This is a genomic window from Ihuprevotella massiliensis (assembly GCA_900095835.1).
GTDB lineage: Bacteria > Bacteroidota > Bacteroidia > Bacteroidales > Bacteroidaceae > Alloprevotella > Alloprevotella massiliensis.
This window is the reverse complement of sequence record LT608321.1, coordinates 749,614-763,844: the sequence shown is the minus strand read 5'-3', so window position 1 is coordinate 763,844 and position 14,231 is coordinate 749,614. Positions and strand designations below refer to the sequence as shown.

At 46.7% G+C, this 14,231-nt stretch carries 6 protein-coding genes; all 6 read left to right on the top strand.

Annotated elements, in window-relative coordinates:
• Window positions 1-69 precede the first annotated feature (69 nt).
• Window positions 70-2,046 (top strand): RagB/SusD family nutrient uptake outer membrane protein, encoded by a 1,977-nt coding sequence (locus BQ2633_RS03290; RefSeq protein WP_075565064.1) that lies wholly within the window; start codon window positions 70-72, stop codon window positions 2,044-2,046.
• Window positions 2,047-2,049: 3 nt separating this feature from the next.
• Window positions 2,050-4,167, top strand: a complete 2,118-nt coding sequence (locus BQ2633_RS03285; protein WP_075565062.1) for a fasciclin domain-containing protein — start codon at window positions 2,050-2,052, stop codon at window positions 4,165-4,167.
• A 95-nt stretch (window positions 4,168-4,262) separates the two neighbouring features.
• Window positions 4,263-6,230 carry a hypothetical protein gene (locus tag BQ2633_RS03280; RefSeq protein WP_075565059.1) on the top strand — a complete coding sequence of 656 codons (1,968 nt, stop codon included), beginning with the start codon at window positions 4,263-4,265 and terminating at the stop codon, window positions 6,228-6,230.
• A gap of 27 nt (window positions 6,231-6,257) precedes the next feature.
• Window positions 6,258-9,647: a SusC/RagA family TonB-linked outer membrane protein gene (locus BQ2633_RS03275; protein WP_083233922.1), complete on the top strand. Its 3,390-nt coding sequence runs from the start codon at window positions 6,258-6,260 to the stop codon at window positions 9,645-9,647.
• A gap of 117 nt (window positions 9,648-9,764) precedes the next feature.
• Window positions 9,765-11,954 (top strand): RagB/SusD family nutrient uptake outer membrane protein, encoded by a 2,190-nt coding sequence (locus BQ2633_RS03270; RefSeq protein ID WP_075565057.1) that lies wholly within the window; start codon window positions 9,765-9,767, stop codon window positions 11,952-11,954.
• 1,558 nt (window positions 11,955-13,512) lie between these two features.
• Window positions 13,513-14,100 carry a hypothetical protein gene (locus BQ2633_RS03260; RefSeq protein ID WP_075565055.1) on the top strand — a complete coding sequence of 196 codons (588 nt, stop codon included), beginning with the start codon at window positions 13,513-13,515 and terminating at the stop codon, window positions 14,098-14,100.
• The last annotated feature ends 131 nt before the right edge of the window (window positions 14,101-14,231 follow it).

Genomic DNA, 14,231 nt, shown 5'->3' with positions numbered 1-14,231 from the left:
CAGAAAGCATTTCAATAAGCATCTTATTTATCATAGAGTTGATTCACGTCACTCTTTATCTAAGACCTCATGAAAAGAAATTTCATCAACAAACTCCTTGCATCCAGCGCACTTGTGCTGGCGGGCGGATTGGTGTCTTGTAATGACTACTTGACACTCTATCCCACCGACTCTATCACAAAAGAGGAATTCTGGGGGAGTAAAAACGATGTTGAAAATGTGCGCAATGCAGCATATTATCAATTGACACAAAACACCACCAATATTCTTACTTGGGGCGAGTTCCGCTCTGATAATGTCGAGCTGAACAAGACCGATAAGACTGAATATCGCTATTTGCAAGATGGTGTACTTCAGCCCACACAAGGCATGTTCGACTGGTCATCCATGTACAAGGGTATCAACTTATGCAACGAAGTCCTCGACAATGGTGAACGCATGGTTCGCGATAAGGTTGATCCCTCTTTCACAGAAGGTGACTTTGCACCCATCAAGAGTGAAATTATCGCTTTGCGTGCTTTGTATTATTTCTATTTGATTCGTGCCTACCGTGATGTTCCTTTCGTTGAGCATTCAGTAGACACCGATCGTGATGCACGTACCTCAAAAATTCCTGCTACTCCTGCTGCAGATTTGATGGGTATCCTCATCAAACAAGTAGAAGAGAACCTTGGTCGTGCAAGCACCAACTATGGTGACATTCGAAATAACAAGTGCCGCATCCTTCAAAATGGTATGTATGCTTTGTTGGCAGACATGTACCTCTGGCGTGCTGGCTTGGTGAAGAATGCCAAGGTAAAAGGTTTCCCCCTCAAGGGTGAAAACGGAGCTGAGCTCACAGTTGCACAAGAAAATGCACTTTCGCAAGAACTTTTGCAGAAGTCTGTGCAATATGCTCAGTATGTTATCGACAAGGCTACAGAAGATTATCAACAATATCTTTTGACCAACAACATTAAGCCTACGGATTATCGTGCTAATGTGCGCTATCCTTTGTATCGCAACTCCGACTCTAAGTCTTCTATTTCAGATGATGCCTACAACATGGTGTTCGGCATACAATACTCTGCTGAGAGCGTGCTCGAACTCTACTTCGACGGTGTGAATCTGAAGAACACCACAATTCCCAGTGAGTTCTATGGTGACGGAGGTAGCAGTTCCAGTGCTGGTAACATGGTAGCAGCAAGCGGACTCTTCAACATCACGGATAAGGTAGACGTAGAGAAGGGTTATGGTAAGACCGACTTGCGCATGGTGTCCTACGGTTTGTTGGACGAAAACAGTAAGTCTACGACCACTCCTATTATCAAGGGCGCTGTTTCTTCGGTAAGCAGCATCAATCCCCTCAATACTCGCCAAGGACCAGTTAGTTATGCCAAACGAAGCAACAGTTCACAAAATGCGCACTGGCCCGTTTATCGTCTCACCGATGTCATGACTATCCAAGCAGAAGCTTTGGCACGTTTGACTTCTGATGATTTCAAACAAGATATTGTAATGGTGCAAAGTGCTAAAGGCCAAAAGAGTTTGAATAAGCGCACCGCCTTCATGCTTGCCGACGACATCTATCGTCGTAACAATCCTGGCGCTGATACCTTGATCGAAGGTAACGAAAACTTTAGCTTGCGTATCCGTTCACAGAAGTTTGAAGATGACGCTGTAAAGAACGTGGCAGAGGCAGAAAAGGCTAAGAAATTTAATGAGGCTTGGGACGCTCGTCACAGAGATTACGGTAACGATGCTGTGAGATACGTAGCTGCTGAGCGTCAAAGAGAATTTTTGGGCGAAGGTAAGCGTTGGTTCGACATTGTTCGTCAATGCGAATTTACCTACAGCTCTAAAAACAAGACAAAAGGCGGTTTGGACTGGGCAGGTCTGCCCACTGCCGTTCGTGCACGTCTTCAATCCATTTGGTCTCTCTACAATCCCATCTACGTAGAAGAGCTTAAAGTGAATGGTAAGAACTATGGTGGCAGTACTGGAGGTCAGTTGGTGCAAAACCCAGCTTGGGAAAAGTATATGCCTAAAACCAATAATGGTAAATAAGTTATGAACAAGTATAGTTTTAGCATCAAGAAACTCGCTACTTACGTCTGCGTAGCTTCGCTTGGACTCGGTGTACTTGCTTCTTTGGAAAGTTGCCGCGAAACGGTAGATACCGGCAACTTCACCATCAGCAAGGATGAAACCATCACCGACCATTTGCGCAATAACGCCAAGTTCTCTGACATCTACAAGGTGATGCAGCGAGTGACCTTGGGCAGCAAGGAAAACGCTTCTCCCCTCAGTTCTGTGTTGGCTGCGCGTGGTAACTACACCATCTTTGCACCTACCAATGAAGCTGTAGCAAAATATGTCACCAGTCTCTTGGGTGAAGGAAAGACCGTAGATGATCTTTCTTTGGAACAAGCTCAACGTATCGCTTATAGCTGCATCATCGACAATGGTACAGAAAACGCTTACGACAGCCCCAACTTTGGAAACTATGTGAATGGAGCTTTCCCCAAGGGCGATTTGAACAACCGTTCTATCACTTTGAAGCAGCTCACTGACAGCTCGAAGACTCCCATCGACACTTATTATCAACTCAATGGTAGCTCTCGTATTCTCAGCACCGACCAAAAGACTAGCAATGGTTTCTTGCACGAAGTAGATGCTGTGATCGCTCCCTCCAGCAAGGTTGTATCTGACCTCATCGCTGAAGCTGGCAACATGAATGTCATGACTGCTTTGCTTAGAGCTACAGGTTGGGACAAGAAGTTGGTCGAAACCCTCGACCATGAGTATGAAGCTCAAGAGCACGAATCGGAGCCTCGCCGCTTCAACGGAGTAGCAGGGCGTTTCAATGAAGCTCAACACCGCTACTTAGGCTTCACAGGTTTCGTTGAAACTGACGATGTCTTTGCAAAAGAGTGGGGTATTCCTACACCTGTTATGGGTGCTGCTGGAGCCATCTCTAACACAGACGAGATTGTAGCTGCCGTGCGTGCTAAGGTAGAAGCTGCCTATGGCACAGAAGCACAAGGCGACTTGACCAACGAGAAGAACGCCATCAACAAGTTTGTGGCATACCACTTCTTGAAGGGGCGTATGGGCTTCAATCAATTTGTAGCGCACTATAACGAATGGGGCTACAAGTATGGTGATGCTTTTAATCCTCAGCAGAACAAGTATTCTGTCGACGTCTATGATTACTTCACCACAGTGGGTGAAAATCCCGAGTTGATGAAAATCACGCAAACTGCTGCTGACCACAAGATTCATCTCAATCGTGTCGCCACTTACGACCCCAACGATTACACCAAGATGACTAAGGTGGTGGCAGAAGGTATTGAGGTGTCTGCAGAAAACCAAGTAAATGGCAAGACTGTCGACAACAATGCGTTGAACGGCTACTATTTCCCCATCAACAAGATTTTGATGCTCGATAAGTCGGCTCGCGATGTTTTGGGGGGCGAACGTATTCGTTTTGACATCACCACCATTCTTCCTGAATTGTTGTCCTATGGTTGCCGTAGCAATCGCCAATACACTTACTTCCCACGAGGTTATTTCAACAACATCCTCAATGCAAGTGAAGGCACTCGTCTGCTCTATCTCCACTCTTCTGCAGTAGGTGGTGGCGGATGGCGCGACTACCAAGGTGATGAATTGATGGTACTTGGTTTGTACGACTTCGTCTTGAAGTTGCCTCCCGTGCCTGCAGCTGGAACTTACGAGATTCGCATGGGACTTTCTAACAACAGCCTCCGTGGTATGTGCCAGGTTTACTTCGGTAACAGTCCTAACGACTTGCGTCCTGCTGGTTTGCCTGTCGACATGCGTCAAAAAGGTCAGGGCAACGACAACATTGGTTGGGTGGCTGATACCAAGGATGAGAGTCTCAATGCTGAAAACGACAAGAACATGCGCAACCACGGTTGGATGAAAGCTCCTCGCTTTTTCACAAAGACTGATGGTAAGGGGGATAGCGATATCCGCAACACCGAGGAGGGCGTGATTCTTCGTCGCATCATCACTGTGCAATACATGGAGCCCGGTAAGAGCTACTATCTCCGTTTCAAGTCTGCTTTGAACCAAACGGACAGCCAGTTCTTCTCTGACTACTTTGAATTAGTTCCCAACTCTGTCTTCAGCGGCACACTTGAGCCCGAAGATCAGTGGTAAAGCCTTCCTTCTCTCCGTTGCTGGCAAGGCTTTAGGCCTCTGCCAGTAACCTGAGAAAGGCTGTATAATTTCTCACCTTCAGCTTTCCTATCACAATGAAGAATAGAATAAGTCAATGGGTTTCTCGTGGTGCACTTGCCACTATGGCACTGCTTGCTGTGAGCGCGTGCACAGACGACCATTTTGATATCAAAAATACCATGGGTTCTGACAAAACCCTTTGGGAAACGATTGAAAGTAATCCCAATTTGTCAGACTTTGCAGGAATCTTAAAGCGCACCAAGGTGTTGAGCAATGAGAATGATCACAAGGCTACCATTACGGCAGCAGAGTTGTTGAATCAACCTCAGAGCTTCACCATGTGGGCACCTGTCAACGGAAGTTTCAATGCCAAGGCTTGGAACGACACTCTCGATGCTGCAGCTAAATATGCTGCCCTTGGCACTGCAGAAGGTCGCACGAAAGCGCTTGATATCTCCTACTACGTGTGGTCTCAGCTTGTAGGAAATCACATTGCCCGCTTTAACCACGAAGGTTATACCGGCAAACAGGAAATCAAGATGATGAACGAAAAGAATGCCATCTACTCAGGTGACAAATTCGGTAATGTTCCTGTGCAAGGTTCCACCGAAGTTGCTAGCAATGGTAGCCTTCATCTCTTGAATGGTGTTGCGCCTTTCGCCTACAACATCTTTGACTATCTCGGTTACTATCCACAGTTCTCTAGTGTCAACAACTTGATTGCATCTCGCACTGAAGTCGACACCCTTTGGAATTTCTCCACACCTGGTGCATTGAATGAAAAGGGACAGATGGTTTATGTGGACACTGTCGTTAGTCGTCGCAATGAAATCCTCGGTGTAGCTCGTGCAAGCATTCGTGAAGAAGACTCTACTTATGTAGCGCTTATCCCCACGAACGAAGCCTGGGAACAAGGTAAAGAAAAGATTGGACGCATCTTGAAGTATGGTGCACGCTATTCTTACGAATGGAATGGTGCAGACTTCAACCGTAAGGTCTTGAAGGATCAGTTCCGTCTTGACGCTGCTACCAAAGCTGACCCCAAGTTGACCCTTGCCGACTCTTTGCAACAACGCATCACAGAGCAGAACATGGCAGTCAATATGTTCTTTGCGCCTTATTATATGCGCAACATCGACGCCAAGGACTCAGCGCAGCTCAACAACTATGTCCAACATGCTGACTCTTTGATTTCCACAGCAGGTACAGTGTTCTACAATGCTGCTGCTGATGGTTCAGGCAAGAACAGCACACTCAATCCCATCTTCGCAGGACTCACTCCTTATCGTGCATCCAATGGTTATATCTACCGTTTGACCAAGTATGATTTGGATCCAGCTTATGCATGGGTGAAAAAGGTGGAATATCTCATGAGCCGCTCTGGCTTCTACACCATCCTCAACACCAATAACGTGCGTTCAGCTTCTGGTAAGGGTACATTTGTAGCCCTCAATGAGTCCAACTATAACGAGTATCGTGCCAAGACGGATGAAGAAGGTAAGGAAGTCACGGATGCCGAGGGCAATGTAGTCATGACGGGTGTCAAAGGAGACATCTCTACCAACAGTTACGTTCGTTTCCAAATCGACAACATCCAGTCTGAGATGGTGGTCAACCTCCGCTTGCCTCAAGTCTTCTCTACTCGTTATGAAGTAGAACTCGTGATGGTTCCTTCAAAGACTGACCTCAACTTCGGTGATGTAGATGATGAGCGCGTTATCTTCACTGCTAAGGTAGTGGACGATGAAGGTAAGGAACTCGAATTTATCGACGAAGATGGTAACGCCACAAAGAGCATCACCATCGACCAAGAAGAAAAAGATGCGAAGGGTAATCCCCAGTTCGATCAGAGCAAGGTCAACACCATCAAGCTCGGTAAGTACATCGACTTCCCCAAGTGTTATGCAGGATTGCCTAGTGGCATTGATTCTTTCCCACGTTTGGTGCTCACCATGCCAAAGAAGAAAAGAAGTGACAAGAAGATTCGTTGCAGTGCACTCAACATCGTATCTCTAGTTCTCAAGCCTTATCGTGGCAATTAAGCCATCTAAACTATAACATCGAAGAATATGAATATTGATCATCGCAATAATATGATGCAAACAGCCCTACGTTGTGGCGTCAGTCTCTTCGTACTTTCTGGAGCTTGCGTGCTCAATGCGCAAGCTGCGGAAGTAAGCGATAGCACACGGATGGCAGATAAGAAAGTAGTGCACCAGCCTGTTGCCCAAAAGAAGGAGGTAAAAGGCGTGGTCTACGATGCAGCCACCAAGCAACCCTTGAGCGGTGTGCGCGTGCAAGCCCTCAACAATCGCTATTATAGCGCACTCACCGACGAACAGGGACAATACACTTTGCGTGTGCCCGAGTTTGTCACTGCGCTCTACGTTTCCACCGATGGATACAATGGTGTGCAGGTTGCGCTCCGCGAACAGCCCTCACACAATGTCTATCTCTATAGCAACCAGCTCCCAGCGCTCTACACCAACGGCACCAACATTTTGCAAAGCCGTGCCACGCGCATCAACGAGTCTAGTGCTATCACCATTGAAAACGACATCGAGCGAAGCCTCAATGGTACGGTCCGTACCATCAATCGTGGTGGACTTCCCGCACAAGGCGCAGCCATGTTCGTCAATGGTATCAACTCACTCAATGCCAACGCACAGCCTTTGGTGGTTGTCGATGGAGTAGTGTGGGATATGCAATACAGCCGCAACACCCTGCACCAAGGTTTCTACAACAACGTCCTCAATCTATTGGACACTGAAGATATCGAAAGTGTAGAAGTATTGCAAAATGGTACTGCACTCTACGGTTCTGAAGGTGCTAATGGTGTGATTCGCATCACCACAAAGCGCGGTCACTCTATGGCCACTCGCATCAACATCCGTGCTTTCGGCGGATTTGAGCAAGCGCCCAAGACCCTCTCGGTGATGAATTCAGACCAATATCGCAGCTACCTTGCTGAGTTTTTGGGAACCACACCTGATGCTCGCTTCCGTGCTTCAGACTTGTCTGTTCCCTTCCTCAATGAAGACAAGAACAGCCTCTTCTACACTCTCTATCACAACGAGACCGACTGGCAGAAACCACTCTATCAAACTGCCTTTACGCAAAACTACCGCGTGAACGTGCAAGGTGGTGATGAGGTAGCAATGTACAACCTCTCTTTGGGTTACAGCCAGAGCGAAGCTACTGCAAAGAAGAATGATTTCAATCGTTTGAACATCCGCTTCAACACCGACATCAATCTCTTCGACGGCTTCACCACAGCTTTGGACATGACCTATGTGCGCAACGCCTATAACCTCCGCGACAACGGATGGGCATCTAGCTATGCGCGCAAGAACATCGCTTCTCCCAACGTATTGGGACTTATCCAGTCGCCTTTTGTTGATCCCTACGCTTACTTCCTCCGTTACCAAGGAAATAACACTTTGGGCTTCGTGCACAACCAACGTGTGTACACTGGACAAGACTACACAGCTGCCAATAACCCCTTCCTCTTCGCTTCCCGTTTTGGATTTGAAGGTTTGGCACACCCTTACTGGGTGCTGGACAATGGTGAAGGTGAAAACAAGAACTACCAAGAGCAAACTCAATTCTTGCTCAACGTAGCTCCTAAGTATCAAATCAACAAGAACCTCTCTATCACCAACCGCTTTGCTTATGCGCTCACTCGCAGCAATGAAAAGTATTTCATGCCTGCCAACGGAACGCCTAGAAAGTATGTAGAGGGTCTTGGTATGGTACAAAATGTCATCGCCACACAATTCGGTAAGGAAACCACCATCAACAATGATTTCCGCATCGAATGGACCAAGAACTACGGCAAGCATCAATGGGATGTCTTCGGAGGATTCCGCATGGCATCTTACGGATATTCCGATAGCTTCTCTGAAGGTTACAACAATGGTAATGACAAAACGCCCAACATCAGCTATCGTCTCGACTATCTCGGCAATGGTGGTGTTAATGACCGTTGGGTAAACCTTGCCTACTATGCCAATGTAGACTATAACTTCCTCAACCGTTACTTCGTTAAGCTCATTGCTTCTGCAGAAAGCTCTTCACGTTTCGGTAAGGAAGCCGAAAGCGGCATCAAGGTTGGTGGTGTGAAATGGGGCATCTTCCCCTCATTGCAAGCCGGATGGGTGATGAGCAACGAAAAGTGGTTCAATGTTTCCTTCATTGACTACGCTCGCCTCACTGCTGGTTACGAAATGAGTGGTAATGACGATCTCGATTACTATGCAACCCGCACCTACTTCCAAAATATCAAGTTCTTGGATCGTGCCACAGCTTTGGAACTCGCTAACATCGCCAACCCCAAGATTCAATGGGAAACTACCCATCGTCTCAATGCAGGTTTGCAACTCAATATGTTCCACAACCGTTTGGCACTGGGTGTAGACTTGTTCCGCTCCATCACTACAGATCTTCTCACTCGTCGCACAGTGAGTGACATTACTGGTGTTTCACGTCAGTGGACTAACGAAGGTGAACTTCGTAACACGGGTGCTAGCCTCAATGTCAACGCTGTCTTGGTCAACACCAAAGACTTCAAGTGGAACCTTGGGTTTAGCGTAGCTCACTACAAGAATGAAATCACGAAGCTCCCTCTCACAGAGAACAACGTGATTCGCACCTTCGCTCTCGACGAGAAAGCACAGAAGGTTGCTTCTAGCGAAAAGGTAATCAGTGGTTACACCAGCTCTGTCTATGGTCAGGACAATATCCTCACCAGAGTAGGCGAAGCAGCAGGCGTATTCTATGGTTACAAGACCGCTGGGGTCTTCTCCACCACTGCCGAAGCTAAGGCGGCTGCTTTGAAGTATCCTACAGGACTCTCTTCACAACCTTCTCGTGATTTCAAGGCGGGTGATATGCACTTCGTCGATCAAAATGGCGATGGATGGATTAATGAAGCCGACCGTGTGAAGATTGGTGACCCCAATCCCGATCTCTATGGTAACATCTTCACCACTTTCAACTACAAGCGTTTCACGCTCGATGTCAACTTCAAATATTCTTTGGGTAACGACATCTACAACTATCAGCGCATGCAGCTTGAAAGTGCCAACAACATCTGGAATCAAACTACTGCTGTAGTCAATCGTTGGCGTGCTGAAGGTCATCAGACCGAACAACCACGCAGCATGAGCCCTGAGTCGCTCAACTGGGTCAACAACGAGCGTTTCTCTGATCGTTGGATTGAGGATGGTTCTTACCTCAAGCTCAAGCGAGTTCGTCTCACTTACGAACTTCCCGTTAGCCTCTCTTGGTTGCAAGGATTCTCTGTATGGGGTGAAGCCAACAATGTGGTAACCCTTACGAAGTATCTCGGTAGCGATCCCGAAGTAACTGCAGGCAACGGAGTGCTTTATCAAGGTATTGATACGGGCATGTTGATGCAAAATCGTAGTTTCAACCTCGGTTTGACCATCAACCTCTAATCATGCTCGATGAAAGTAACAGGGAACGGCGAGTCTCCTCCCACAAGATGGGCTTGCCACCCTCAGCTTTCCATCCTCCCATCCCATACATCACATCAGATTCAACACTTCACCATCATGAAGAAATCATTTCTTTCGCTGATTCTCGCCCTCGTAGGCTTTGGTGCACTCACCACTTCGTGTGAAGATATGCTCACTCCCGATATTGACCGTTATGCAGAGAACTTCTCTGGTCGAGACACTGTCAATTTCTACTTCGGTATCCTGCGCAATCTTCAAGGCGTGGTAGAGCAAAACGTCTTGCTTGGCGAATTGCGAGGCGACCTTGTCACCGCTACGGAGTACACCAACGACTCCATCAACAACATCATCAATTTCCGCGACCTTTCCGACGGTAGCAGCGAATTGTTGAACCGTGCAGCCTACTACAAGGTAATCAACCAGTGCAACTTCTACCTCTCTAAGGTGGACTCTATGGCACTGAAGAACAATAGCTACTATATGCGCCGTGAGTTGGCTCAAGTGCAGCTCGTGCGTGCTTGGACTTATCTCCAATTGGTGCAACAATACGGTAGCGTACCCTTCATCACTGCGCCCGTAAGCTCTGCTTCTACTGGTTGGGAACAAAATCCTCCACTCGGATTTGCTACTCCTGACAACCTCCTCAAACTTTTGGAAGACCACGGTGGTTTGAAGCAAGCTTATGCCTACAGCAATGGGTTGGGCTACATCAACTATCCTAACTTCAAAACTGGTGCAGGCGATTTTGCACAACCACTCACCGTCTTCAATGGCGACCTCGTTTATGGCGACCTCTATTTGCTCCGCGGAGCGAGCAAGGACGACTACGAGCAAGCTGCTACCCACTTCCACCGTTTCCTTGACCGTGGCACTAAACTCGGGGTTACCAAGGTTGCTGTTGCTACTCGTCGCTCTGGCGATCGTTCTGACCTCTTTGATGCTGCTTCTGACTGGTTCTCTCTCTATGAGAACAGCAACGTTGTGAAGCAAGGTCAAGTGGTGACTGCTATGCCTTCAGCTGCCAACAGTTTCTTCGGTAAGGTGCTTTCGCGCATCCCACAAATCTATGGCTTTGACGCTAGTTCTACCACCAGTCGTGACACTAAAGAAAGCACAGGAACCGATGGTAAGAAGAAAGAAGAAACTAGTTCATCTGGTCAAGTAGTATTGGCTCCCAACTATCGCAATCGCCAGGTGCAACCTGCCAATGCTTATCTCAAGCTCAATGAGAGCCAAGTGTTCGTTTACAACGAATACGATAAGGATAGCAGAAATTTGGTGAAGGAGGTCAAGTATCCTGAATTGGGCGACATTCGTGCCAACCAGAGTGCACCAATCATCATCACTGAAGCTGGTCAATTACGCTTCATCCAGAAGTTCAACATGGCATCCAGTGCTCCTGATGGTGCTTATCTCAGATCTATGCCAAAATTCACTTATGGCATTCCCGTTTACACGCTCCGTCGTGTTTATCTCAAGTATGCTGAAGCAATCAACCGTGCTGGTTTTCCTCGCATGGCATTCGATGTACTCCGTTCTGGCTTGAGTCTTGAGAATTTGCCACGTGAGGTGCAACGTGAGTTCACCGACACCGTCTACACGGACGACACGAAGAAGGATATTGCTAAAGTGTCCACTTTGACTGTTCCTTGGTTAGTGGGTGGCATTAATGGCGACAAGAGTGTTGGTATGAGCACTGTTATCCGTGCTAGCGACAAGAAGTATCTCGACTTCAGCACCTTCACCAATAAGGATAATGAAGGTATCCATGCTGCTGGTTGTGGTAGATTCCTCGATGCAGACACCATTTGGGTTTACGAAAAAGTCGTTGCTCAGCGCATCGTCGACGAAGCAGCACGACAAGGTGTAGCCATCAGTAAACCTACGTTGTCTGAAAAGATCAAAGTGCGAATCGATAGCACCAAGATTCGTGTTGAAAAGGCGGCTACCGAAGCTGGCGATGAATATGACCAAGTCTCCTTGTCGGGCATTTTGACACTTAGTGAGCCCACACAAGCTGAAATCGCTGCAGTGGAAACCATCATTGCTGATGAAATGGCGCTAGACAATGCTTTTGAAGGTCACCGTTACTTCGACCTCATGCGCATCCAACGTCACCGTAACAATGCTGGTGATGAAAAAGTCCCCAACTCTTGGATGGCATGGTTGATCTCTCGTCGCGATCTCGAACTCAAGCCTTATGAGCAACCCACTAAGACCGGTAATTTCTACGATCGCTTCGTAAGTGGTAACTGGTATCTCCCTGCTCCTAAGCCTCGCAACTAATGCGCTCTCGGCATATCCGTCACTTCGCTTCGCTGAGGTGAGACATGCCTATACCATTCACGCGCCCAGTCCGTAAGGATTGGGCGCGTTTTTTGTTGTTCAGCGCATCACCTAAGCGCGCATCACCGCTAATACATGGCTGACTATCGGTGGAAACAGAGACGTTTACTCACCTTTTCGGAAGATACCCCCTCTTGCTGACCATCCCCTCAAAGCGACTTTAGGGAGCTAGCCTCCTTTTTCGGACTGCCCCCGACCATCGCAACACTATCCCTGTTGCCATCTTCTCTTACTGCATCCTAGATAGATTTTGTGCGTGAAGAAAACTTTACACTTTTGAGCCGTGATTTTAACGTGCCAAGGGAAATCCATTCCCGAACGTGAGCAGCGGGCGAAGTATCTGCCCATAGATTGCCATTTGTGTTGCGCACACACTGCGCAAGGTTACGAGATAAACCGAAAAAACTCCGACGTTCCGGAGAGAATCTCCCACGTTTTTTGAGAAATCTCCGACGAAATTTCGAAAATCTCCGACGAAATAATGTTGTCCAAAAGTCGAAAACCTAATCTTCTCCGCATAAGACGTAACAAAAGCGGGTGGAAAATCCTCACCGACCACGAGCGAGAGGGAAAAAACTAAGGGTCGTCTCCCTCTTTCGAGGTAGCGATAGCGTAGAGTGAATCCTCGAGGCAAGAAAACTCATGCGATTTTGAGCTTTGAAATTAAGACTTCAATAGCTGGAAATTCCCAATTTAACCCAAATCGGACATTAGCACCTGAACAGATTTTATTTGATTGTTGAGTAGTTTGTTTGCCGTTAGTCTTTGGTGTAGCGGGCTACGGCGAGAACAAACGAAAGACAAGATGCCAACAAGAAAATAAAAGATGATAGGAAGTTATCTATTCAATTACGAGTAGCACTATAATGGTCTAATGACCGATTGGGGTTTATGCAAATCCCCTTTCGCCCTTTTTTTCTGTGTCCAAAGTCTCGTTGTTTCACGCAAATTGTAGTTGAGAATAAAGTGAACTGTTTGATGCGCTGTTTTGTCTTCCTTTCAAACTCTTATTGAAGGCATCCATGCAACGATTCTTCATTTGGGAGCCTTTTCTGCATTTCTAACTCATCTTCTTTGTAGAAATCATTTGAAAAAAAAGACCTTTTCTTTTGTATTATCGTATTTTTGTGTAAATTAGCCGCAGGTTTTAGAGGTACACCATAATAGGAGGCTGCAACGAGCAATATTGATTAAAAGATACGCAGCAGGTATTGTTCGGCAAGTTGGAAAAGCCCTATCCCTCTATCTATATCGTCTTTATTCATTCTTGTAAAATCTTTGACCTCTAAGCGTACCTTATCTACACATCATTATCAACCATAGGGAGAAGCCGAAAACCTCGTGAAAAGAGTAGGCATCAAAATCTAAATTTATTGTCATGAAAATCAAAAGACCCACTCAACCTGAACTGAACCTGACGACGCAGTCACTCTGCGAGGTCGATGTCACACCTTCCTTCATTGGGACACCAGCTACGTTCATACAAAAAAGAAGTAATATGTTAGTTTCTCGTTTCTTATTCTTGGTTTGTTTTTTATCTTGTTCTCTTGTCGGTTTCTCTCAAAAACCTAATGGGCAAAAAGAACTCGAAGAGGCTTATACCGCCTTATGTGAACAGCCTAGCGACAGCATTCGTCAAGTTCGTTATTTTCAAGCCTATCCTGCAACATTCTTGGAATTGCAAAGTTGTTTCGTAGAAAATAGGTTTCAAAATCACGTCATGGATTACGTTCCCTATTTGACAGCTTTTGAACAACTCGCTTTCATCTCAAAAGAGGAAAAGATGTCTCGTCTTTTCAATATATTTGTAGGAGGTTACTGGCAGGCAGACGCCCCAGGACAACATCTAGCCCTTCTGCGCGAGCTTATGAGAAAAGACCCTCGCACAGCTTTTTCACTGCTTGCAAAAGAAGATAAGGTGCGCCAAATCCTCTTTTGGCAGTGTTATTGGCAAGCTCCTGGTAAAGATCTCTCTCAAGAGCAAGACTTTTCTACCTTCAACCGCTTAAAGGGTTATGATGTAGAGCGGAAAATTATGAAAGACGCTTATGGCACCTTTCGTGCAAAGTTGCCTATTCTCGATTAGTTTAGGCTTAGTAAATATAGGAGGGCTTAAGGGTCAAATATAGCTTTGATTCCTTTGACAGAGAAATATAGGTTATCAGTCCAAACGTCGGATAAACCGCTTCCCTAAACCTACTTGCGTCAAACAATGAA